Source organism: Candidatus Saccharibacteria bacterium oral taxon 955 (assembly GCA_010202265.1).
GTDB lineage: Bacteria > Patescibacteriota > Saccharimonadia > Saccharimonadales > Saccharimonadaceae > Saccharimonas.
Genome location: CP047918.1, coordinates 570,602 through 592,343 on the forward strand (window position 1 = coordinate 570,602; position 21,742 = coordinate 592,343).

The following is a 21,742-nucleotide window of genomic DNA, read 5'->3' on the forward strand; positions in this document are numbered from 1 at the left end:
GTACCAAAAAAGACACTCAAGGTGTCTCGATGAACGCCCGAATTACTGTTGATTATTTGTGTGTTGTGGTGCCAAACACGCTACCAGTAGCGTCTGTCCTCAATAATAGCCCACACCCATAGCGTCGTCAACTCTTGAAATTAACCATTTTTGATATCATAGGACTAGCAATAGCGTTATTGTGATATTGTAATACGCTACAGGTAGCGTAGGCTCAAGCAAATACGCCCCAGAGTAGCTGCCCTGGGGCGTATTTTCCACACGACGTATTAAACCAGAGCCATACGAGGCGCACGAGTCAAAATATACGCCTCAATCTTAGCGCGCGACCAGCCACGTCCAAGCAACTCGTTTTTTAGGCAACCAAAAAGAGCGATGCGGAAGTCTCGCTTCGAACTCAACCCGCAAGTACGAGTCACTTCCTCAAACGGCATTTTTTTACACATCTGCTTAAATCGATGCGGCGAGATACCAAGCACCTCTGCCCGAAGCTCGCCCTTGCGGTCATGCGTCTGTAGTAATTTATCAAATTGCGATTCACGGCGCTTTTTTGGGACTGCGATTTGGCTAAGTCCTGGAACAGCCGCCGCTACTGCCGTGACAACTAGTAGGCTGGCGACAGTTTTTGTCGATAGCTTCATGTAGACCTCCTTTTTCTGTTAAACCATGAGCAGTGCTCATGCTTATATCCTACCCCGTGAAAATACGTGAAAAGAAAGTAGTTTTTGCAACGAGGAGCCGACCTCTGGCAGCCTCTTATTGTGAGGACACGGGGTTATCTTTTTAACAACCAGACTAGCTCTTCAACCGACACAATACTCGATTCACCCGTCGTCATATCCTTCACGTTCAGCACTCTCTTTATCGCCTCATCTTCGCCTATTACTACAGCATATCGACACCCCATACGATCAGCATACTTCATCTTTTTCTTTATAGACACCGTTTCTGTATATAGGATCACTGGCAGACCCGTCGTACGTAGTTCAGAGGCCACCTCAAGCGCATACGAAACCTGCTCGCTATCGAGAGGCAAAACAATGACATTAGCTAGGCTCTGTCTTGTCGTCTTTATGACACCCACCTCACATAACTTATAAAATAACCGCGACAAACCAATCGATATACCAACCCCCGTCAGCCTCGTCTTGGTGTAGTATCCCGCCAAGTCGTCATATCGACCGCCCGAACACACACTACCCACCCCTGGCAAATCATTGAGAACTGTTTCGTACACTGTACCCGTGTAGTAGTCGAGTCCGCGTGCAATTCTCAGGTCAATCTGAAATCTTTTTTCTGGTACACTCATCGCGCGTAAAGCCGCAACAAGAGCACCAAGTTTAGCAACACCATCGCTAAACACCTCAGACTTTACACCCAAACCAGCAAGCTTACCGAGTATCTCGTCGTTCGTGCCAGCAATCTCGGTAAATTCAATTACTTGGTCAATTTGCTTTTTGCTAAGTCCAATCGACTCAAATTCAGCAACTAGCTCTTCTCGAGTAATTTTTTCCATCTTGTCGATAGCACGCAGCACCTCGACCGATACGTCCTCCAGCCCGATTCCTTCAAAAAAACCATTAAGCACTAGGCGGTTGTTAATTCGGATCGTAAACTCACCAAAACCGAACTGATCAAATATATCGTTGATAATCGCTGGGAACTCAGCATCTACAATCGGACTATTACTACCGATCACATCTATGTCACACTGATAAAACTCGCGAAAACGCCCCGCCTGCGCCCGCTCGGCGCGATAGACCTTGCCAATTTGGTAGCGCCGAAACGGAAATGCTAACACCCCCTCATGCTTGGCGACATAACGTGCCAGAGGAACAGTCAGGTCGTAACGCATCGTCAAGTCATTGCGACCACGCTCAAATCTATACACCTGCTTTTCTGTCTCTCCGCCACCCTTTGCAAGTAGGACCTCCGAGAGCTCAAGCACTGGCGTATCAAGTGGCGTAAACCCGTATTTTTCATATGTATTTCGAACAATATCAAGAAGTCGATTAAACTCAATCTGCTCGGCTGGTAGATATTCGTTGAACCCGCTAGGAGTTCGTGGCGTCGTAATATTCACTTTCATCTTCCTTTCAATTATATCCTATCGATATAGATAGGTCAGACTCCTCATGAGCCCGTCGCTATAAATCAACTACCCTCCCGAAAAACCAGCGGCATCACTGACCAGGAGATACGAAATACTCCTAGTCAACCTGCGCTGGCTTGGTATGGGCGCGATCAAGCACCGAAGCGTAACCGCCAGCACCGCCCTTGAGCCACTCACTGATTCGTGCGACCGTACGACTCGATAACTTGGTCTCAGCAACAATCTGTGTATATGTCGCCCCCGCTCGTAGCATCTCAGCCGCACGTAACCGAGCGCCCACCTCTCTTAGCTCACGTTCAGTCATGACATCACGAAGAAACGCCCGCATCAATTCCTCATTAGAAATCGCACACAACTCTCGAGCAAAACGACTCGGTAGCGCCTCATTCCAAATATCACTTACGTTTTCCATACCTTCACTTTATCAAAGTAAAGTGGTATTGTCAATTACCTATTATCAGCCCTTGCGACATACATAAATCAGTAGTATAATCATAGATTGAATCCGTTAGTGGGGATTCGCCAAGCGGTAAGGCACTGGGTTCTGGTCCCAGCATTCGGGGGTTCGAATCCCTCATCCCCAGCCAGATACGAAATTATACTGAAACTGTCGCTCGATGGGCGACAGTTTGTATTTAGCCTCTAAAATGACTCACTTTTACGAGTTTGCTCGAACCTACTACCAATATGCGGTACGGCGTTGAAAAAGAGATCAGGGCAAAGCCCTGTTCGGCGGGTCACCCGCGCCCTGACCCGCCGAAAACCACTGTCGAGATTCCAGCGGTTGCTATTGGAGTGGTGAATTTAATAGTTAGCATCGTCTCCTGTAGTAATACTTATGTTATTGCCAGTATAATAAAACCATGAGCAAAATCCATATTCACATCGCCAATGCCAATCAAATATTCACTAATGCAGAAATTACGATATTCAAAAACGCGACTCAAAAAGCCGAAGGCTTTATCTCCGCCACATTCGCACAGTTTGACTATGAAGTTGATGTAATTATCGCTACATCCTCATTTATATTGCCAACTATCGCCGAGGATGGAATCGCTGGCAAGACGCTTCATTCACGCTTGATTATACTCTCGCTTGATAAAAATCAACACGAAATTAGCGAAGGTTTTATCTTCGAAACGATATGCCACGAGATGTCACATTCGCTACGCTGGGAGAAACTGCCTGAATATGCCGAAACTATGTTTGATGGGATGATTCTGGAAGGCCTGGCTATTGCGCTAGAAGAGGAGGCGATGATTAAAACTGGGCGACAAGATAAACAGTTTTTCTTGAAAGAAATACAGGAAACTCCTCGAGCTGAAATAGATAAGATGATTACCGTGCTAAAAGATAAGTTTGAAGACAAAATTTATGATTATAACAAAATATTCTTCACTGGCGATGATATTTTGCCACGCTGGGCCGGATATAGACTTGGGTATTATTTCGTGAAACAGTACTTGCGCCAGACTGACCAAGATATTGTGCAAGCAACATTGGCTAGCTATAAAGATTTTACTCTATAAATTGAAGAGTCCCCGTCGCGATATGCGTAACGACGGGGACGAGACGTAGTGTTCACTACGTTTTTGTAATCGCACTATCCGAGGAGATGGAGGCTACTTGCCACAGCCGCTTCCGCAGCTGCTGCCTCCGCACCCGGAACCGCAGCTACCACCAGCACAGCCGCTTCCGCCGCCGTTACCGCAGTTGCCGCCACCAGAGACACCACCGCAGTTGCTTCCGCCACCGCTATCCATAGCCCGGAAGATGGGCGACATGGTCACCGTGATTGTCGAGAGAGTCTTGGTGTGCATAGAATCACCTCCTTTCTATTTGGATTCGTGAATCTATCCTGTGTCATTCGCACATCTACACAAGACAGAATCAAGCAAAATAGTGTGGCATAAGACGTGTGTTGTCCACCACACAAGCCAGTGAGTGATGAGAGTAGTGTCCGGCACCAAAGCCAAAACTGATCGGAACCAACTTAGGACTTAGTACTTTTACAACTCTTAGCGCAGAGTCTTCCTCCGATACGTTCACGACAACCGCGTCCAGCTTACGTCTTAGGGTGTCAATTGAAGTTGCTACCTCGGGAGTAGTTTTTGAGATTTCACCCTCAAAAAGAAATTCCAGGTGCTCATGATATAGCCTCGACTGAGCGTAAAGCACTTCATGGTCTAGGACGCTATGAACGTGTTCGGGAGTAAGCTCTCGTGTACTCTGCTCGTTTAAGCCGTAGATCAGCCTAGACTCAGCCTCTTGAAAAGCCTTGATAGCAGCCTCATCAAACGACTCCAGCGAGCTGGATGCACCACTTACAAAGCAGGGATATGAGTCGGAGGTAATCACCACTTCAATGATGACAACTCCCATCTGGCTCACATCAAGGACGGTCACATCGTGACCTCGACTGCTCCAGTACTTCGCCCCGTTTTGCAGATGTAGTGGCAGAATCGCATAATCCAGCATGCGCGGACTACGCTTTTCGTACCAGCTACGCATCAGGCTGTCTCGCTCGACGATCTCTAGCAAGCCTCGGTCGATTGCTCCAGTCAGATCGGTGTGGGCCGCAAAACCCGAAGAACAGGTATCCACCACCAACTTTCTATCGAGTTTTGGCGTGGAGTAGAACACAAGATCCGTCGGTACAAATACCGTTTCTCCCGTGCAACCTACTCCCTTGACCCATTCAAATATAGAAAAGTAGCTAAGGCGCTTGGAGTTACAGCCCTAAGCTTATTTACCAAATAGGGCACCTCATAGCAACCGCTGGAATCTCGACAGTGGTTTTCGGCGGGTCAGGGCGCGGGTGACCCGCCGAACAGGGCTTTGCCCTGATCTCTTTTTCAACGCCGTACCGCATATTGGTAGTAGGTTCGAGCAAACTCGTAAAAGTGAGTCATACTGAAACTGTCGTCAAGCGGGCGACAGATTTTCTATATATGCCTACGTCCGTCTTGGTAATTCTCGAACCGTCAACACCGCCGCCCAAAGCCATAGCGCCGAAAAAGCAATTATCCAAACTCCAACGGTTGTTATAATCGTACCGCCAAACAACCCCGTGTTTGAACGGTCGACCGTGCCAGCAAAGTTTTGCCACAGCGCGAGTAGACACCACAGCACTGGCGCAGCGACAACCAGCCTACAAGAAATAGCTCGCCATCGATCGCTTAGCTTCATAGATAATAGATACGGAAGTGCTCCAATCTCAAGTGCTGGGATAATAACTGCTAAGACAACCGCCGTCACACGACCACCAAATAGCCCAAAGCCTAGTGTCACATCAGAGAAACGCTCGTAACTAAATAACTGCGCAATCGCAAGCCCTGCGTACAGAAAGGCTAAAACAAGCCCCCGAATATACGCTGGGTTTTTGCCGAATTCTTCTGGAAATATATGTTTTATCATCTTTTTCATGATTTTAGTATATACTTTTCCACAAGTTTTTTCATTTTTTTTCAAAAAAGTGCTTGCGCTTCTAAAAATTACCATGTATTGTACAAGTAGCGAAGTTACAAAAACAAACACTCCACCAAAAGACTGTTTCATCGCTCTACGATATTTCCACCACAACATATCGCATACACCCCGCTATAGAGCGGGGTGTTCAGTTTTTTAGGGACGCTCAGCTTTTTTGCTATGTTCAGCGCGCCATTTGGCAACTTCACCGTGATGACCGCTCAAAAGAACATCTGGCACTCGCATCCCCTGCCACTCGGCAGGTCTCGTATACTGAGGAAACTCTAGAGTTTCACCATCAGAAAAACTCTCAATAGTAGCGCTCTCTGCACCGCCAAGTACCCCTGGAATTAAACGTACAATACTATCGATCACTGTCATCGCTGGTAATTCGCCACCCGTTAATACATAGTCGCCGACGCTGATCTCCTGATCAACTAGTGCCATAATTCGCTCATCATAGCCCTCATATCGACCACAAATAAAAATATACCCATGATCCGTTTCGCTGTACTTCTGGGCCATCGCCTGCTTCCAGCGACTTCCTCGAGGCGTCATAATCAATACTTTTGCCGTAGGATCACACTCCTTTGCCTTCATGACCGCCTTCCACAGTGGCTCCACCATCAGCAACATACCATCTCCACCGCCATATGGCGTATCATCTACTGTCCGCCGTGAGCCCAGACCAAATTCTCTTAGATCTATGGTTGATAATTCAACGCGCCCGTCTTTCTGCGCTTTCCACATCATAGAATTGCCAAATACCCCCGTAAACATCTCTGGAAATAGCGTAATAACCTGGAATTTTTTCATTATTTATAGTATAACAATCTTTGACATATTTGTCTATTTCTGTTTTTATAGTTATTGCATTATTATTTTATTTATGTTCTAACAATATTTTATATTTTACCTATTTTATGGTGTAGTTTTTGAATTAAATTCGGACTAGGCGTCGAGACTTTTCATTTATCCAGGGGTATAGTAAACTATAACCGATATGGAGTTCGAAACATCTAGCAAAGAAAAAACAGATGGTATAAGTGACGAAATGCGTCTAGCCGCCTCTAGTCGCAAGACCGTCATCACCCCAATTCACGAGGATATTTATGCAGACGAAGAGTCCGACGAGCTAATCGCTACCCAACACACGCTAGCTCCACCGATTGCCAATATACCAAGCGACACTGAGGCAACGACCGCTTATACAGACGCAAACACACAAGCAGGACAAAAAACCCAAAAAACTCATAAACTAGCGCTCATAATCGGCACTTGTGCTGGAGTTGTTCTCATAGCATTAGCGACAGTATTTATACTGACGAGATATTTTTAACACCTCTACTAGCATCGTATTGCCGTTAAAACCAACTAAATACCCGCTACTTCTAGCGGGTATTTAGTACAAATAAGTCTCTCTAAACCATTTGGTTTAGCTCGCATGAGCTATTTTGTTTGTTCTCGCAGTTCAGGTTCTCGCATGAACTGCTTACGATTATATATCGAGGTCATCTAGTTCTGCAAGCTCTTGACGAGACTTTTTTGCGAACTCGCTCTCTTGATTTTCACTGTTTTCCACAGCCTCATCGGTAGATTTATCCACAGTGCCATCACTATCGTCATCTGACGACATCATGATCGGCTCATCTGGATTGTCGTTATTAACTATCTTTAGGTTGTAGCGTGCAGAGTTTTTCGTACCAAGTGCGCGCAGGAGTGTACGTAAGCTCTGCGCCGTAACCCCTCGACGACCAATTACACGCCCTAGATCATCTGGGTTAACAGTGAGAGTCAAAAGCACACCTTTTTCATCTACTATGCGATCCACGACGACATCGTCGGGATTACCTACTAGTGATTTAACGATATATTCTACGAATTGCTGGTCGATAGTCGACATATGCCCTCCATGTCTACCTTAGTCTTACTGTTTGATATCGTACGTACTTTTATTTTAGCACGCTCACATAAATTATGAACGTAACGCAATAAAAATACCCCCAAACAATCTGGATTTTCTGGGGATATTTTATTTATAAAAGACTATTCAGCTAGCGAGACTTACTCTTCGGTTGTTGAATCAGTCTCAGCTGGAACTTCTTCTTTTGGCTGGTTCTTGCGAAGTTTTTCGGCATTTCGAACTGTCTTAGTCTTGCCACCCTTAAACTCCTTGACCCACTTTGGCAGCTTCACACCGGCTTCTTTTAGAAGCTTAGCAACACGTGGAGTTGGCTGAGCGCCGTTATCGAGGTATTTTTGAGCCATTTCAACATTTATATTTGACTCCTTGGTATGCGGGTTGTAGTTACCAACATACATGACGACACGACCGCTAGATGGGTGACGGCTCGCCTCTTGAACTGCCAACCGATAAACTGGGTATGCCTTGCGACCGAGGCGCTGCAAACGAATTGCGAGCATAAAATTAAAACTTCCTTTACTTCACATTAGTACTATTGTTACTTCCGTAATATTCTAGCGTGTTACAGGGAAAATGTCAACAAAGCATGACTAGAAGTTCGAAAACAACAAGCAGGCTACGTGATGGTTATGGTCCCGCTTCTAACAAGATCACCATCAGCTATAATTGACATAAATGTACATACATGCTATAAAAATACTAGCTTTTCGCCCAAGGTTTTGTAGAGAGGGCGAAGGTCGCTCTTTTGCCCTGAACGAGAGGTTTGATAGGAGAGAACGTGTATAGCGACAATCTTGACAAGGCTAGCCTGAAAGCTCGAATAGAAGAATTGAAAAAGGAGTTGAAGGAGTTGAACAGACTCAAAATCTATCCAAACCGTGAAACCGCCTACGGTATGAGTAGATCGATAGAGTTGACGAGCGAGATCAGCGACAGCATGCAGTGTATAAAACTACTTAGTGAGAGGATAATTCTCCTAAATGAGCTTGTCTTGGCTTACGGCAATTCCACCACCGGTCACGACGCCAAGAAGGTAGCTGAGTCGTCGCGACAAATAGCCCGAAGCGCGACATACATCAAGCTACTCAATCAAAAAGTCGGTCTGTTGTGCGAGATAAATACGCTATATCTCACACCCGTCAGACCGATATCATAAGGGCCAAACGAAGCCCGTCAAAGAAGATCACCAGACACCTCTGTCTAAACGTGACTCTTTGGCGGGCTATTTTCTTGGGACTATTGCCGCTTCTTGTACTCTTCAAGAGCTGCTCGAGCCGCCTGTTGCTGAGCAGACTGCTTACTTGGGCCAATCCCCTTACCCATAAGCGCACCATTGACATACGCACCAAGCGTAAACACCTTGTCGTGGTCAGGACCCTCTTCTGAGAGTACTTTGTAGACTGGCGTTGCACCATCCAATTGCTGAGAAACTTCCTGAAGATGGCTCTTTGGGTCTCGCCATGACCCCTCCGCCAAAATTCCCTCAAGCTTAGATAGAATATGCTCATGTATGAATCTACTAGCCTCATCGTAACCTTGGTCTAGGTAAATTGAACCTATCGTCGCCTCAAAAGCATTAGCCAATATCTGCAAGCGCGCCCGCTCCGAGCCATTTTTTTCTCCCTTACTCATACGAACTAACGGCTCGTAGCCAAGCTTTTGCCCAGCTGCACCGATACTCTCAGTTCGAACCAAAGCTGCACGCCAGCTCGTCAACACACCTTCTGGCTCTGAAAAATTACTGTATAGGTAGTCCGTTACGACCAACTCCAGTACCGCGTCACCAAGAAACTCAAGTCGTTCATTGTGTTCAGACACTGATTTTTTATGCTCATTTACGTAGCTTCTGTGGGTCAAAGCAGTAATCAGGAGCTGAATATCATTGTATTCAAATCCTAATTTCTGCTTTGCAAACTCAACGTATGGGCCAATTGGCATACCACTCATTGGCAAATCCTCCTTTTTATAGCTTTTCTTCCCGGATACGCGTCTTTGCCTTTAGCATCAACTTAGCAATATCCTCATATTCGATCAGATCAAGCGCCCTATTAAACGGAAACCACTTGATGCCATTCATCCATTCTTCCTTTTTGATCTCATTGCCATCTGTGCGAACACGCACCAGATAAATTTGCGTTGTCATCAGAACTAGCCGATCAATACGGCGATAACGAAAATGAATCTTGCCTAGCCACCCAAGCATATCAACATCATAAAGCCCCGCCTCCTCACCAATTTCGCGACGCGCCGTCTGTACCGCCGTTTCACCTTCCTCTATATGACCTTTTGGAATAGTCCATCGGTCTTTAGCATCTTGAATCAGCAGTATCTCTAAATCGTTATTTTTTGTATGACGAAAAACGATTCCGCCACTTGTCGGCTCACGTACAATTTCTTGAATCGACGCTTTCGCATGCGAAAGATGCTTCTTAGTACGATCAAGCCTTTGCTTGCTTGGTTTTGGCATCGGCTGAAGCTCCCTCTACAAGCGTTCTAAACGCAGTACCAAGTACTCCGTTGATAAACTTGCTTGAGTTATCAGAACCAAATGCTTTGGCAAGTTCAACCGCCTCGTTAATCGCTACCTTTGGCGGTACGCTATCAGCACAATACAAAAGCTCATATAAACCTATACGAAGTACTGTGCGATCGACCCGGGCGATCTGCTCAATCGGCCACTCAGGTGCGATTGGTCGAATCTTTGCGTCAAGGTCAGCAATCGATGCTAAGACACCCGCGACCAATCGCTTCACAAAATCAGTATCATCAATCGCCGATTCGTATCGTTCGAGATTACGACCGAGGATTTCGTCAAGGTTGACATTTGGATCCTCAGACTGCGTACGAAACTCATACTCATAAAGCGTCTGAAGTGCTACAATTCGGCCGAGATGTCGGTTTGATGCCATTTGTCAGTTGGTTCTTTCTTGTTAAACTATTCCCACTCGTTTTTAGACAAAAAGAATTACTACTACTTTTTGCCAGTTTCGTTCTTTGTCGTCTTTACCTTTACTGGTGACTTGCCGTTTACACGACGTGCAAGTTTGAGGACGAGATGACTGCGACGCAAGCCGGTTTTGCGAGGGCTTGACTGCTTCTTTGGCTGTGCCATGAAATATTCTCCTTATTACTGTGTATAAAACTTGTCTATTATTATACCGTACTATCGCCTATATCTCAATAGCTCGACCAAAATAGCAACTCACTTCGCTATCGTCCGACAGGGTTCAGATTCACGACAAATTATTGCTCTAGCAACCTATACGACAATACTGAGGAGTTTATTTTTGATGTAGATTACCTTTTTTGGCTCACCTGAGACAAATTTCTGTACATTTTCGTCCTGCAGAGCCAGCTCTTTGATGGCCACCTCAGATTCACCACTCGCTACCTCTAGCTTGGCTCGAAGCTTGCCGTTTACCTGAACGATGATTGTCATTGTGTCTCGAACAATCTTCGCCTCGTCCCAAACCGGCCACGGCTGACTATCAATCTGTGTGTCATGTCCGAGCTGTTGCCATAATTCCGCCGCCATATGTGGCGCAAACGGCTGGACAAGCTGGATCAATGCTTCAATTGCAAAACCCCACTCCTCATCTATTCCTTGGAGTTTGAGTTTATATAGGCTATTGACCATTTCCATCATCGAGGCAATCGCCGTATTGAAGCTTAAACGACTAATATCATCGGTGACTTTTTTTATAGTTTCGTGAGTAATACTATTTAATTGAGCTGTATCGATTTTTTTATTGGACAGGGATTGCTTAGAATCAATATATTCCTGTGTCAGTGTCCAGGTGCGGTTCAAGAATCGATAAACTCCAGCGATACCACGGCTATTCCAACTAGAGTTCTCGTTTATCGGACCGAGGAATAGTTCGAAAGTCCGTAGCGCATCGGCACCGTATCCTGCATCGATAACTTCTAGCGGATCAACGACGTTACCCAGGCTCTTGCTCATCTTTCTACCATCTTCAGCCTGGATCAGGCCATGGTAGACCAACTTCTTGACCGGCTCCTTGAAGTCTGTGAGGCCGAGTTCATAAAACACATGCGTCCAAAAACGCACATACAATAGATGAGCCACCGCGTGATCACCACCAACATACATATCAAGAGGTGCCCAATAATTAGCCAGCTTCGGATCCCACGCCTCCTTGTCATTGTGTGGATCGGTATAACGAAGCAAATACCAGCTACTACAGGCATAACCATCCATCGTATCTGTTTCACGCCGAGCTGGCCCACCGCAAGTCGGACAAGTCGTATTTACCCATTTTTCCTGAGCGCCAAGTACCGATTTACCGTCACCACGTGGTGCAAAATCAACCACGTCTGGCAAAATCACTGGCAGATCCGACTCAGGTACGGCAACTGCGCCATGCTTATCACAATGGATAATCGGGATTGGCGCCCCCCAATATCGCTGACGACTGATAAGCCAGTCGCGCATTTTATAGGTGACCTTGCTTCGCCCACTCCCCTGCTGCTCGAGCCAAGAGACAATCTGCTCACGCGCCTCGCTCGATGGCATACCGTCAAACTGGGCGCTATTTACCAGAATACCCTCACCGTGATAGCATTGCTCGCTCGTATCCTCAGGTCGTTCAACCACTTCAATGATTGGTAAACCAAACTTCTCAGCAAATGCAAAGTCACGCTCGTCGTGTGCCGGCACGGCCATAATTGCACCCGTCCCGTAACCCCACAAAACATAATCAGCAACCCAAACTGGCACCTTCTCACCATTTGCCGGATTGATAGCGTATCCACCCGTAAATACACCCGTTTTATCCTTGCCCTCGCTTGAGCGTTCGATCTCTGATTTCTTGATAGATTCACTTATATAGCTTTCGACAGCCTCTCGCGTATCATCGTTTATAAGCTCGCTAACTAACGGATGTTCTGGTGCCAGGACGAGAAACGTCGCGCCAAACAGTGTATCTGGTCGAGTCGTAAATACAGTCAAAATTTTCTGACCTTCACCTTCGACTACAAACTCGACTTCCGCCCCCTCACTGCGGCCAATCCAATTTTCCTGCGCAGTCTTGATTTTATCTGGCCAGTCAAGTGCAGAAAGTTCAGCGAGTAAAGGATCAGCGTAATCAGTAATCTTGAAAAACCACTGTTTCATCGGTTTTTTTACAACCAACTCTTCACAGCGCCAACAGCGACCATTGATCACCTGCTCATTGGCAAGGACCGTCTTGTCCTTTGGACACCACCACTGATTAGCTTCTTTTTGGTAGGCCAGGCCTCGTTCGAATAATTTTGTAAAAATCCACTGAGTCCACCTATAGTACTCAGGGTCACTCGTTCGCACCTCTCGACTCCAGTCGATACTCGCCCCGACCCGACGTAGCTGATTAGTGAAGCTTGCAATATTTTCTGCCGTGGTGTCCTGTGGCGTCCGACCAGTTTTGATCGCATAATTCTCCGCAGGCAACCCAAAGTTATCAAACCCCATTGGGTACATGACATTGTAGCCAAGCGCCCTACGAAATCGCGCGACCGCATCAACAATCGAATGCTCAAAAAAATGCCCTGTGTGCATACCAGCACCACTAGGATACGGGAACATGCCCGTCACGTAATACTTCGGCTTATCACTCTCGTCTGGAGCAATATACCTCTTGTCGCTAGACCAGATCTGTTGCCACTTTGGTTCTATATCGCTTGGGTTGTAACGTTTCATCGACCTCTATTATATCAGAGGCCACTAGTGATGGTCTATTGATACCGTGAGAAGTAGGCATCTTTTATCTTTATCCATTCAGGCGTTTGGCGAACCAGCTCGACGTCTTCTGTCATATTACACAGGATTTTTACACATTCTTCGAGATATATTGTATTTTGTGATCCTTTTACGAGAATCGCCGTGCCGTCCTCTGTAACCGATCGAACAAATTGCCCCGCCTCGATAGCATTTCGCGCAACCCGCACTTGACAACCACGCGCTCTTGCTATTGGTGCCAGGTATTTTTCCGACTCAGGACCAACAGTTACAACCCAGGCTAGCATATTTGGATCACACATCGCGCCAATTTTTTCATGCTCCATCTGGCTAGTCGCGCCAAGCTCGCGCATATCGCCGAGTACGGCAATTCGCTGAGGTGCATCATCAAGCGAGTATAGAGTCTGAAGCGCCGCCGCAGCAGCCGCAGGACTGGAGTTATACGTATCGTCAATAATCGTTGTACCTTGAATACCTTTTAGGATATTCATCCTACCTGGCACTGGACGAATCAACGCTAGGCCTTTTGTGATATCGTCAGGCGTTAACCCCATCATCATTGCCGCCGCTACTGCTCCCATAATCGGTCGCAAACTATGCTCCCCTACGACCTTGATTGCGACTGGGAATGGCTCGTAATTTACAGCAATTATATTTCCTGTATAGCCAGCCTCAGGATCAAAACCTTGTTGCTCGAATCGATACTCAGAGACCCCTGCTGTCCCATAAGTACTGAAGTTTGGATTTGTCGCAAAATCAGCAAACCTCCCATCAACATCATCACGGTTTATGAGGGTGAACTTTGAATAACTTGAAACACTCATCTCTTCTTGAGCGACCGCCTCAATTGAGCCAAAAAACTCCATGTGTTCAGGCGTAACCGCGGTCACAAGAGCGATGTCTGGCACCAAATACCGACCAAACTCTGCAATATCACCAGGCCGATCAGTTCCTAATTCCTGAACTATAACATCAACATCGGTTGGATTTTTGATCCGAAGTCGTGCCGCCCGAAATACACTAAACCAAGAAAATGGATTCTTTATATTTGCAGGCTTGTTGATCCCCAAAATCGCTAATGGCGTCGAAATCTCAGAATTATAATTACCCTCCTGCATTCGAACGCGGTAACGCCGGGACAGCAAAGTAGCAAGCGCACGTTTCGTACTCGTTTTGCCGACACTACCGGCAACAACAATCAGTTTTATTTCAGGATGGTTTTTGAAGTACTGCTTCACATATTCTTGGAGCTTGTTGAGGACAAATTTCTTGAACATATCCCCATCATACCGTATATGCTCCACTAGACAAACTACTCTGTAACATCAGAGACGCTCTCTACTCCGTCTCGCCTACCGATTACTTCTGTTTCAAATAAGTCGATCAGCTCACTTAAATACTCATTAAGCTCGCAGTCTGGCAGACGTTTTTGTCCGATTTCTAATACTGATCGATACCACCATAGCTGCTGATCAGGCCCAGACTTGAAATTATTCCACATCCCAGGACCGTGTAGAAAATAGTTCTCTATCGTATCGGCAATATTGTAGATCTTGTCAGCAAGCGCGACGATAACCGATCCGTCCTCAGCTTCATACTCTAGCCTATCAAGGTACGCCTCTTTTCGCTCTCGCGATCCGGTAATCGAATCATCCTTGGTCACCCCCCATATAATAGCCGCCACCCGATCGCCAAACTTATCCGCTATTTTTTCTATGGTAATACCAGTATCTTCGACTAAGTCATGACCAAGAGCCGCCATCCGCACCGCTGGGTCTTCAGTTACTGAGTGTACAATCTCTTCAACACCAATCGTATGTGCAATGTACCACTCACCAGTTAGCTTACGCTTCTGGCCTTCGTGGTTCTTTGCCATGACGTTGTACATATCTCGGGTTGGCCCCGAGGAGTTATTAGCTTTTGGGTAATCTCGGAGGTGGTCATGTAGTGGACAAACCATGAACTTTTCCTTTCTTTACCGGCGGATTACAAAAAACGGCCATCCGGTCACTCATTCCTCAGTCCGTAGCCGCAGTGGTTGCTTATTGTAAAGCCGCTGTTCTAATTTATACTTATATTATACACCATATTTACAAAAAATGCAAGTATTAGTATTTTATCATATTTTTACCCCCGTAAGTTATATCTAATCTCGTATTTTACGAATCATCTCGCGTAGCTGTTCGACACCCCGAGCACGACGTTCGTCTGTCCAGTATGTGTTAGCCGTCACTTTTTCGCCACCGGCAGTAGTCTCCTGCAAAAAATGTCCGACGACCTTACCGTTACGAACCGCCGTAACGTCGGGCACATACACGCGCGGATTACCCTGCTCATCTTTGCGCAGATAGCTCTTTAGCTTAGCGATAATCTTTTGATACGTTTCATCGTTATTTTTGCGTGCATCACTGATGTCCAGATAGTAGATCTTATCGAGCCCCTCTTTTTTGGCAGCCTCATCGACGATCGGCGCCAGCGCCTGGCACCATGGACACTGCTTGAAGCCAAGGAATATCAAGCCATCACCTGAATCAAATTTTGCCAAAATCTCATCGGATGTCGATACGACGAAACGGTTATCGTCCGCCACTCTACTATAGTCAGCCTTGAACTTAGCAGCATCGGCCGATGGAGTATTGGTACGCAAATTAGTGTCATCCATGATCTTTTGGCGCGGCCAGGTAAAGTACGCCGCAATCATCAGCAATACCACAACAATGGCTGAAAACAATATCAAGCGCATCTTTCTATTCACGCTTATGATTATACGCCTTTCTCACTATATAGCGAAACATTCCTACGCTAGATTTCATACAACCACACCAAAATCTCTTCACTCATCAAAAACAAAGTTAATCAAAGAACTGCTTAGCCCGTTCGGTTTTTGGATGAGTCATCACATGCTCTGGCGTGCCGTCCTCGATGATACGACCCTTGTCGAGGAATAGCATGCGCGTCCCTACTTCTCGGGCAAACCTCATTTCGTGAGTAACCACAACCATCGTCATACCTCGATCCGCCACCTGACGAATTACATCCAGCACTTCATCAATCATTTCTGGGTCAAGCGCACTAGTCGGCTCGTCAAACAACATGATTTTCGGCTCCATCGCCAGTGCTCGGGCAATAGCGACACGTTGTTTCTGACCACCAGAAAGCTGAGACGGAAAAGCATCTGCACGATCAGCCAGACCGACGTCTTCGAGTAGTTTTTTAGCTAATCTAGTGGCAGCACGATCGCTAAGTTTACGTAATTTTTTGGGCGCCAACTTAATGTTATCGATAACGCTCATATGTGGAAATAAATTAAACGATTGGAACACCATGCCAACCGTTTGTCTGAGGTGGTTGAGGTCTATTTTTCCTGATGTTAATTCTTGGCCATCAACAATGATACGTCCAGCCGTCGGCTCCTCCAGCAAGTTCAAACAGCGCAAAAACGTCGACTTACCCGAGCCACTTGAGCCTACCACAACAACAACCTCGCCCTCATGAATTTCTGCATCAATATCACGCAGCACTACAGTATCGCCAAAACTCTTTTTCAGGTTTTTGACGCTGATCATCACTGGTCTATCCATCACTATCCCTCAACTTTCTCTCTACACGCGCCATCACCCGAGTGAAAACAGCGGTCAAAACCAGATACATCAACGCTGCCGCAAACAACGACTGAAAGGCAGTAGCCGTCTGAAAACGAATGTTGTCGGCTCCACGCATAATATCGTTCAGTCCGATCCACCCAACTACCGAAGTCTCTTTTAATAGGGCGATAAACTCACTAATCAGCGCTGGCAGAGAATGCTTAAACGCTTGCGGCAAAATCACCAAGCGCATCGCCTGCCAACGACTAAGTCCTAGCGAACGAGCCGCCTCCATCTGGCCCTTATCAATACTCTCGATACCGCCGCGAATAATCTCACAAATATACGCCCCAGCGTTGATTCCAAACGCAATCGCTGCCACCAAAATCTTTGGCATAAATTGATACGAGCCAAACACAACATAATACATGATGAGTAACTGAACCAGCAGTGGCGTACCGCGGATAATATCAACGTAGATTTTACCCAACCAAGCCAGTGGATTCCAGGAGTGTAGACGATGAAATTTGGTACCCTTGAAACTCTTAAACGGCTGAATAGATGATGTACGCATCAACGCAAGCACCAGCCCAATCATCACGCCAATCAACAACGACAAGACCGTCAGAACCAGCGTCACTTCTAACCCGTGCCAGAGATACAGCCATCGCCCATCACCCAAGATTACTTCAAAGAAGTTCATTCTCTAGTCCTCTGTTTCTTCATAGATTCAAGCGCCGCTTCACCAAAGTGCTTACTGATCAAGTTGTCATAACGACCATCTTGCTTCATGGCAGTTATAGTACGGTTAACCTTGCCCAAAAGATCGACATTATTCTTTTTTATAGCAATCGCGTAATTTTCGTTAGAAAGCTCGCCCGGCAATATTTCCAAATCCGAAAAACCTGCTAGATATTGTGTAGCTGGTGCGTCATCTAGAATCGCTACGTCAACTCCACCAGTATTTAACTCCGTCAACACACTTGGTGCAGTTGGAAATTGAGCAATTTTTGCACCACGGATACTTGAGGCCAACGTGTCACCCGTCGTGCCCAGCTGTACACCGATTTTCTTGCCTTCTAGCTGGTATTTGTTATGAATCAGACTCCCTTTCTTGACGATCATCCGCTGCGCCGCCACGTAATACGAGTCGGAGAATAGCGCATTCTTGGCGCGATCCGGCGTCACCGACATACCCGCTACAACGATATCAACCTGACCCGAATCAAGCGCTGGCAACAGCCCATCAAATGCCATATCCTCTATCTTTAGCTCTTTGTTCATACTACGAGCAATCTCGCGAGCTAGATCCACGTCAAACCCGACGATCTCGTCGCCCTGCTTGTACTCAAATGGCTTAAAACCGGCATTTGTACCCATCACCAATACGTCGACATCTCGGCCAAAACCACCCTCACGTTGCATGATATCGACAAACATCCAGCCGACTAGCGCTACAAACAGACCGATTCCTATCCACCAGCTGAACCCGAATGCGCGTCGTTTTTCGCTGCTCATGCTTTTATTCTAGCATAGACTCATGGGCCGTGTATCGCGAGCCACAAATGTACACCTCAGATAGACCCAGACAACTCACCTAGCCTAATAAAAAATACGCTACATCTAGTGTTTATACACTAGATGTAGCGTTTAATCTTTTTTAACAATGTGACAGGCCCTCAGCTCTACCCAAAAGATATACAGACTATGGGGAGCTGAGATGATATGTCAGAAAGCGCCAACCCGCTTTCTGACAGAAAGGACATCTCATAGTTGGATGAGGGGTAGTTATGTAGAGATACCCAGCTCTCTCCTAGACTCTAATGCAGGCTTACCCTGGACACCCTGACAGGGTGTCCAATGGTTATTCGCCCAGCATCTTCAATGTCTCCATCGGTTGAGGCGTCATACTTGTCGACCCAGACGGGTCGATATGACGACACTTCCGTGACGAGTTGCGGCGGCAACGTTCCCGCTACCACCTTGCCCCTCACCTGATCTACGCTGACGTCACCATCGAGAACCGTGGCACTCGGCCACCGTTCCCGAAGCATCTTGATCGTTGCCGGATGTCGGCTAACGATCAAGTTGGGAGCCTCGTATTCAACGAGGTCTACCCTTAGGCACCCGGCGTCGAGGTCTGCATCCCAGACATCCTGGGCCGTGGTGAGCTTCAAGCCCCTAGGCAGAATCGGGGTAAAAAAAGCTCCGATAGTCTTGGCCTGCAATGCCGCCGACAACGTCCCTAGCCATAGCATAGGACCATGGGTATAATATCTTACCGCATAGTCTCTCAATGCTGGGAAAGTCCCCTCAATGGGGACCAACCAATTCCTTCTGACCAAGTAATTGAGCTTGACGGTGTCCACGTACACGTATATTCCTTCCCATCCGGCTAAGCACCGTACCCTTCCGGGGTCGTGTGCAAGTGGCGGGCGCTCTATTGGCGAGCAACCGCTTATTAACCACTCCTGATCGGATGACCAGCTACTGTAATAGCCAATCAGCCAACCAGGAGGCATAGGGAGGTTTGAGTATACTCCTTAAAATATAGTCACATTGTCAAAGTACTGTTTGATATATAATCACATAATTAGAGTTTAGTCAACCTAGAAACAACGATAAAATAAATAAACGATACTACTTATATAAAAATACTCATAAACCAAACTAAAAACTCTCCAAAAGAACAGCGAACCCCACCTCCAGTTCTAAATTGGCGACAAATATACGCTAAAACTCAGACCTATTTAGAGCGCAGAAGCTAAGCCACCCAAACAGCAGGATCATCACATTACGCACCCTCGCTACTAGATAAAATACGCAGTAGAGCTTATGAATAGTCCAATAAAATCATTTTTCTCTCTGGAGAAAGGGTGGCCTTACGCCCAATAGGCAAGATAATCTGAGGGTCGGTGTGTCCAAAGTCAACATTTTGAACTATCGGAATTGTCTCGTTGTATTCCCTAATAACCGATACGACTGTCTCTCTTTGATCTTTTCGATAGTTTGCTTTTTGTTCAACTGTATTTTGCTGAGTGAAATCCCATGCCTTTGGCCGACCGATCATTACGCCACTCAACTGGTTAAACCATCCTCTTTCACCTAACCCGACAAGCAAATACCGCACAATCCAATGAGGGGGAATACTTTCGGCTGATTCCAGAAAAAGGATCTTCCCTGCCATATCTTCAGCACTGGGCAGGTACTTCTCCGCCGAACACTGAGCGACCATACTCTCGATACATCCACCCCACAGCAAGCCACTTACTTCTTGCTCTCCGCTCCAGATGAGTCCATCATTTTGCTCCATGGGGCGCTGCTTATTGAGAGATGATTTATCTGCCCAGTCAAGACCGATATCATTATACGTTGCACTTCCGCTCGTTTCGAGCGTACCACCGTCAAACAACGCCTTGTTGAGTGACTCTACAGTGAGATCCATCATATTTTGTTGCATAGCGAACTGAGTCATTATACAGCCACCGTAATATGACGGTATTCCAAGATTTGATAAGTACAAATGCAAATGAGTGTTGTCGCTAAAACCAAAAAATGGCTTCGGATTTGATTTGATAATTTCTGGGTCGAGTAATTTGAGTAACTTTATCTGGTCTTCTCCACCAACCGAAGCAATAATGGCTTTGATACTAGGATCACCGAACGCGGCCATTATATCACTAGCCCTGTCCTGTAGTGACGAACCCATGCGCCGAGTTGTCGGGTACTCCACAGGCTCTAGCGAAAAGACTGTACGCAAACGACCTAGCCCAAGGTCTTGTACCCACGGAAAGAGCTCTGGCAACCCATTTGAGGGTGAAAGGACTGCGACTTTGTCGCCTTTTTGAAGTTTTGGCAACGTAATGTAAGCATCCATGCATACTATTATATCTAATTTTTTTATTATAAAAAATTACCCGTAAAAATAGGTACTATCGGATAACTATCAGCTGCTTGTTATCAAAGCTACTAGCGCCCATCTGTAGAGCGGGTGAATGCACTCCCTATTCACGATCACAGTGTGAGACGGTGGATCCAACCATAGAGGAAAGCGACCTCACAAGTTACTGAGTCCCGTCATGCAGCAGGCAACTGCACCAAAATAAACCAAATGCCATCCCAAGTGACGACCAGTTTCTTCACCCCCCCAATAAAACATCTGGCTTTGGCTCCGCTAAAGTCTAGAAAAAGCCACCCGACAGGGCGACAAAATCTCGGAAAGTTCCATTTTGGTGCGGGTAAGGAGAGTCGAACTCCTGTCTCAACCTTGGGAAGGTCACATAATAGCCGTTATACGATACCCGCGCTGTCAAATATTATAACGTAGCTTGATAAAACAGTCTAACTCTAGTAAAATGAATCCATCGTGGCGCTATAGCTCAGCCCGGTAGAGCAGAGGCCTGAAGAGCCTTGTGTCCCTAGTTCAAATCTAGGTGGCGCCACCATGATATCTCCGACACTAGTTTGTCGGATTTTTCATTAAATCCACTCAGGCTACTTGAAAAGTTCCGCCTCTCGGAGTATACTTTGTTGAGTACCTTATGCGGGTATAGCTCAGTTGTTAGAGCGCATCCTTGCCAAGGATGAGGCCACGAGTTAGAGTCTCGTTACCCGCACCAAAATGGAACTTTCTAAGATTTGGTCGCCCTGAACGGACGACCGTTTTCAATTTTATTCCGAAATAGTGGCAATATACACCAAACTTGAACCTATCTCGAGTGTAAAAGCTGAGCCGTACAAGCTCAGCCCGACACCTGTGCCAGCAAAGCTGGCACGCGTCCAGCCAGAAAAAACCGCCCCTTGAATCATTTTTAAGATTTTCCCCGCCGATCTTTTTATTTTTTAGTTGAAAAGGGTGTTTTCTGGGTGGGGACGTGTCACTTTGGCGACTTGGCGTGGCCCACTACATCTAGTGTAAG

The 21,742-nt window shown here is 46.4% G+C and carries 25 protein-coding genes and 4 tRNA genes; 6 read left to right on the top strand and 23 right to left on the bottom strand.

What is annotated here, in order from left to right:
* Positions 1-269: 269 nt before the first annotated feature.
* The 3 genes from GWK75_03005 to GWK75_03015 all read right to left on the bottom strand — a co-directional run bounded on the left by GWK75_03005 (position 270) and on the right by GWK75_03015 (position 2,525).
* Positions 270-641 carry a hypothetical protein gene (locus tag GWK75_03005; GenBank protein QHU91407.1) on the bottom strand — a complete coding sequence of 124 codons (372 nt, stop codon included), beginning with the start codon at positions 639-641 and terminating at the stop codon, positions 270-272.
* A 134-nt stretch (positions 642-775) separates the two neighbouring features.
* Positions 776-2,089, bottom strand: coding sequence for a histidine--tRNA ligase (gene hisS / locus GWK75_03010; GenBank protein QHU91408.1), 1,314 nt, complete (start codon positions 2,087-2,089; stop codon positions 776-778).
* Between the two features lie 121 nt (positions 2,090-2,210).
* The gene (locus GWK75_03015; protein QHU91409.1) at positions 2,211-2,525 is read right to left on the bottom strand and encodes a TrpR YerC/YecD; all 315 of its coding nucleotides are present in this window, start codon (positions 2,523-2,525) and stop codon (positions 2,211-2,213) included.
* A 100-nt stretch (positions 2,526-2,625) separates the two neighbouring features.
* Between GWK75_03015 and GWK75_03020 the strand changes: the two genes are divergently transcribed.
* Both GWK75_03020 and GWK75_03025 read left to right on the top strand, forming a co-directional pair.
* Positions 2,626-2,700, top strand: a tRNA-Gln gene (locus GWK75_03020).
* 276 nt (positions 2,701-2,976) lie between these two features.
* Entirely contained in the window at positions 2,977-3,642 is a 666-nt protein-coding gene (locus GWK75_03025; GenBank protein ID QHU91410.1) for a hypothetical protein, read from the top strand.
* 93 nt (positions 3,643-3,735) lie between these two features.
* Here the strand turns inward: GWK75_03025 and GWK75_03030 are convergent, their stop codons facing one another.
* The 4 genes from GWK75_03030 to trmD all read right to left on the bottom strand — a co-directional run bounded on the left by GWK75_03030 (position 3,736) and on the right by trmD (position 6,397).
* Positions 3,736-3,933: a hypothetical protein gene (locus GWK75_03030; GenBank protein QHU91411.1), complete on the bottom strand. Its 198-nt coding sequence runs from the start codon at positions 3,931-3,933 to the stop codon at positions 3,736-3,738.
* A 70-nt stretch (positions 3,934-4,003) separates the two neighbouring features.
* On the bottom strand, positions 4,004-4,819 hold the full coding sequence (locus GWK75_03035; protein QHU91714.1) for a hypothetical protein: 816 nt from the start codon (positions 4,817-4,819) through the stop codon (positions 4,004-4,006).
* A 249-nt stretch (positions 4,820-5,068) separates the two neighbouring features.
* Positions 5,069-5,539, bottom strand: a complete 471-nt coding sequence (locus GWK75_03040; GenBank protein ID QHU91412.1) for a hypothetical protein — start codon at positions 5,537-5,539, stop codon at positions 5,069-5,071.
* Positions 5,540-5,737: 198 nt separating this feature from the next.
* On the bottom strand, positions 5,738-6,397 hold the full coding sequence (gene trmD / locus GWK75_03045; GenBank protein QHU91413.1) for a tRNA (guanosine(37)-N1)-methyltransferase TrmD: 660 nt from the start codon (positions 6,395-6,397) through the stop codon (positions 5,738-5,740).
* A 187-nt stretch (positions 6,398-6,584) separates the two neighbouring features.
* Between trmD and GWK75_03050 the strand changes: the two genes are divergently transcribed.
* Positions 6,585-6,920 carry a hypothetical protein gene (locus tag GWK75_03050; GenBank protein ID QHU91414.1) on the top strand — a complete coding sequence of 112 codons (336 nt, stop codon included), beginning with the start codon at positions 6,585-6,587 and terminating at the stop codon, positions 6,918-6,920.
* A gap of 159 nt (positions 6,921-7,079) precedes the next feature.
* On the opposite strand, the gene GWK75_03055 is transcribed toward GWK75_03050, so the two are convergent.
* Both GWK75_03055 and rpsP read right to left on the bottom strand, forming a co-directional pair.
* Entirely contained in the window at positions 7,080-7,484 is a 405-nt protein-coding gene (locus tag GWK75_03055; GenBank protein QHU91415.1) for a KH domain-containing protein, read from the bottom strand.
* Between the two features lie 161 nt (positions 7,485-7,645).
* Positions 7,646-8,005, bottom strand: coding sequence for a 30S ribosomal protein S16 (gene rpsP / locus GWK75_03060; protein QHU91416.1), 360 nt, complete (start codon positions 8,003-8,005; stop codon positions 7,646-7,648).
* A gap of 278 nt (positions 8,006-8,283) precedes the next feature.
* Here rpsP and GWK75_03065 point away from each other — a divergent pair, with 278 nt between their 5' ends.
* Positions 8,284-8,661, top strand: coding sequence for a hypothetical protein (locus tag GWK75_03065; GenBank protein QHU91417.1), 378 nt, complete (start codon positions 8,284-8,286; stop codon positions 8,659-8,661).
* An 80-nt stretch (positions 8,662-8,741) separates the two neighbouring features.
* Here the strand turns inward: GWK75_03065 and rnc are convergent, their stop codons facing one another.
* The 14 genes from rnc to GWK75_03135 all read right to left on the bottom strand — a co-directional run bounded on the left by rnc (position 8,742) and on the right by GWK75_03135 (position 21,128).
* Positions 8,742-9,452 carry a ribonuclease III gene (rnc, locus tag GWK75_03070; protein ID QHU91418.1) on the bottom strand — a complete coding sequence of 237 codons (711 nt, stop codon included), beginning with the start codon at positions 9,450-9,452 and terminating at the stop codon, positions 8,742-8,744.
* Positions 9,453-9,468: 16 nt separating this feature from the next.
* Positions 9,469-9,972 carry an NUDIX domain-containing protein gene (locus GWK75_03075; GenBank protein QHU91419.1) on the bottom strand — a complete coding sequence of 168 codons (504 nt, stop codon included), beginning with the start codon at positions 9,970-9,972 and terminating at the stop codon, positions 9,469-9,471.
* The gene (gene nusB, locus GWK75_03080) at positions 9,944-10,414 is read right to left on the bottom strand and encodes a transcription antitermination factor NusB (protein ID QHU91420.1); all 471 of its coding nucleotides are present in this window, start codon (positions 10,412-10,414) and stop codon (positions 9,944-9,946) included. Before nusB ends, GWK75_03075 begins: the two co-directional genes overlap by 29 nt.
* A 62-nt stretch (positions 10,415-10,476) precedes the next feature.
* Positions 10,477-10,617 carry a hypothetical protein gene (locus tag GWK75_03085; protein QHU91421.1) on the bottom strand — a complete coding sequence of 47 codons (141 nt, stop codon included), beginning with the start codon at positions 10,615-10,617 and terminating at the stop codon, positions 10,477-10,479.
* Positions 10,618-10,764: 147 nt separating this feature from the next.
* Positions 10,765-13,200 carry a leucine--tRNA ligase gene (locus GWK75_03090; protein QHU91422.1) on the bottom strand — a complete coding sequence of 812 codons (2,436 nt, stop codon included), beginning with the start codon at positions 13,198-13,200 and terminating at the stop codon, positions 10,765-10,767.
* A gap of 35 nt (positions 13,201-13,235) precedes the next feature.
* Complete coding sequence (locus tag GWK75_03095) at positions 13,236-14,516, bottom strand: hypothetical protein (protein ID QHU91423.1); 1,281 nt, start codon at positions 14,514-14,516, stop codon at positions 13,236-13,238.
* A 35-nt stretch (positions 14,517-14,551) separates the two neighbouring features.
* Positions 14,552-15,199 (bottom strand): HD domain-containing protein, encoded by a 648-nt coding sequence (locus tag GWK75_03100; protein ID QHU91424.1) that lies wholly within the window; start codon positions 15,197-15,199, stop codon positions 14,552-14,554.
* A gap of 186 nt (positions 15,200-15,385) precedes the next feature.
* Complete coding sequence (locus GWK75_03105; GenBank protein QHU91425.1) at positions 15,386-15,994, bottom strand: hypothetical protein; 609 nt, start codon at positions 15,992-15,994, stop codon at positions 15,386-15,388.
* A 97-nt stretch (positions 15,995-16,091) separates the two neighbouring features.
* The gene (locus tag GWK75_03110; protein QHU91715.1) at positions 16,092-16,805 is read right to left on the bottom strand and encodes an ATP-binding cassette domain-containing protein; all 714 of its coding nucleotides are present in this window, start codon (positions 16,803-16,805) and stop codon (positions 16,092-16,094) included.
* Positions 16,806-16,812: 7 nt separating this feature from the next.
* A complete protein-coding gene (locus tag GWK75_03115) occupies positions 16,813-17,526 on the bottom strand; it encodes an ABC transporter permease subunit (protein ID QHU91426.1) in 714 nt (237 codons plus the stop codon).
* Positions 17,523-18,341: a transporter substrate-binding domain-containing protein gene (locus tag GWK75_03120; GenBank protein QHU91427.1), complete on the bottom strand. Its 819-nt coding sequence runs from the start codon at positions 18,339-18,341 to the stop codon at positions 17,523-17,525. The genes GWK75_03115 and GWK75_03120 overlap by 4 nt, the downstream gene beginning before the upstream one ends.
* A gap of 302 nt (positions 18,342-18,643) precedes the next feature.
* Positions 18,644-19,081 (bottom strand): hypothetical protein, encoded by a 438-nt coding sequence (locus tag GWK75_03125; protein QHU91428.1) that lies wholly within the window; start codon positions 19,079-19,081, stop codon positions 18,644-18,646.
* A 575-nt stretch (positions 19,082-19,656) separates the two neighbouring features.
* Positions 19,657-20,700, bottom strand: a complete 1,044-nt coding sequence (locus tag GWK75_03130; protein ID QHU91429.1) for an LD-carboxypeptidase — start codon at positions 20,698-20,700, stop codon at positions 19,657-19,659.
* Positions 20,701-21,053: 353 nt separating this feature from the next.
* Positions 21,054-21,128 (bottom strand) — tRNA-Gly (locus tag GWK75_03135).
* A 63-nt stretch (positions 21,129-21,191) separates the two neighbouring features.
* Between GWK75_03135 and GWK75_03140 the strand changes: the two genes are divergently transcribed.
* Both GWK75_03140 and GWK75_03145 read left to right on the top strand, forming a co-directional pair.
* Positions 21,192-21,268, top strand: a tRNA-Phe gene (locus tag GWK75_03140).
* A gap of 98 nt (positions 21,269-21,366) precedes the next feature.
* Positions 21,367-21,442: transfer RNA gene (locus GWK75_03145), tRNA-Gly, on the top strand.
* The last annotated feature ends 300 nt before the right edge of the window (positions 21,443-21,742 follow it).

What these genes read in the sequence shown, in the direction of transcription:
- GWK75_03040 (QHU91412.1), bottom strand. Translation starts at nt 5,539, where the DNA reads ATGAAAAAGATGATAAAACATATATTTCCAGAAGAATTCGGCAAAAAC.
- GWK75_03030 (QHU91411.1), bottom strand. Translation starts at nt 3,933, where the DNA reads ATGCACACCAAGACTCTCTCGACAATCACGGTGACCATGTCGCCCATC.
- GWK75_03085 (QHU91421.1), bottom strand. Translation starts at nt 10,617, where the DNA reads ATGGCACAGCCAAAGAAGCAGTCAAGCCCTCGCAAAACCGGCTTGCGT.
- GWK75_03025 (QHU91410.1), top strand. Translation starts at nt 2,977, where the DNA reads ATGAGCAAAATCCATATTCACATCGCCAATGCCAATCAAATATTCACT.
- GWK75_03115 (QHU91426.1), bottom strand. Translation starts at nt 17,526, where the DNA reads ATGAACTTCTTTGAAGTAATCTTGGGTGATGGGCGATGGCTGTATCTC.
- GWK75_03110 (QHU91715.1), bottom strand. Translation starts at nt 16,805, where the DNA reads ATGATCAGCGTCAAAAACCTGAAAAAGAGTTTTGGCGATACTGTAGTG.
- GWK75_03075 (QHU91419.1), bottom strand. Translation starts at nt 9,972, where the DNA reads ATGCCAAAACCAAGCAAGCAAAGGCTTGATCGTACTAAGAAGCATCTT.
- GWK75_03130 (QHU91429.1), bottom strand. Translation starts at nt 20,700, where the DNA reads ATGGATGCTTACATTACGTTGCCAAAACTTCAAAAAGGCGACAAAGTC.
- GWK75_03125 (QHU91428.1), bottom strand. Translation starts at nt 19,081, where the DNA reads ATGCTATGGCTAGGGACGTTGTCGGCGGCATTGCAGGCCAAGACTATC.
- GWK75_03055 (QHU91415.1), bottom strand. Translation starts at nt 7,484, where the DNA reads ATGTCGACTATCGACCAGCAATTCGTAGAATATATCGTTAAATCACTA.
- GWK75_03005 (QHU91407.1), bottom strand. Translation starts at nt 641, where the DNA reads ATGAAGCTATCGACAAAAACTGTCGCCAGCCTACTAGTTGTCACGGCA.
- GWK75_03120 (QHU91427.1), bottom strand. Translation starts at nt 18,341, where the DNA reads ATGAGCAGCGAAAAACGACGCGCATTCGGGTTCAGCTGGTGGATAGGA.
- hisS (QHU91408.1), bottom strand. Translation starts at nt 2,089, where the DNA reads ATGAAAGTGAATATTACGACGCCACGAACTCCTAGCGGGTTCAACGAA.
- GWK75_03050 (QHU91414.1), top strand. Translation starts at nt 6,585, where the DNA reads ATGGAGTTCGAAACATCTAGCAAAGAAAAAACAGATGGTATAAGTGAC.
- trmD (QHU91413.1), bottom strand. Translation starts at nt 6,397, where the DNA reads ATGAAAAAATTCCAGGTTATTACGCTATTTCCAGAGATGTTTACGGGG.
- GWK75_03095 (QHU91423.1), bottom strand. Translation starts at nt 14,516, where the DNA reads ATGTTCAAGAAATTTGTCCTCAACAAGCTCCAAGAATATGTGAAGCAG.
- GWK75_03100 (QHU91424.1), bottom strand. Translation starts at nt 15,199, where the DNA reads ATGGTTTGTCCACTACATGACCACCTCCGAGATTACCCAAAAGCTAAT.
- GWK75_03015 (QHU91409.1), bottom strand. Translation starts at nt 2,525, where the DNA reads ATGGAAAACGTAAGTGATATTTGGAATGAGGCGCTACCGAGTCGTTTT.
- rnc (QHU91418.1), bottom strand. Translation starts at nt 9,452, where the DNA reads ATGAGTGGTATGCCAATTGGCCCATACGTTGAGTTTGCAAAGCAGAAA.
- rpsP (QHU91416.1), bottom strand. Translation starts at nt 8,005, where the DNA reads ATGCTCGCAATTCGTTTGCAGCGCCTCGGTCGCAAGGCATACCCAGTT.
- GWK75_03090 (QHU91422.1), bottom strand. Translation starts at nt 13,200, where the DNA reads ATGAAACGTTACAACCCAAGCGATATAGAACCAAAGTGGCAACAGATC.
- nusB (QHU91420.1), bottom strand. Translation starts at nt 10,414, where the DNA reads ATGGCATCAAACCGACATCTCGGCCGAATTGTAGCACTTCAGACGCTT.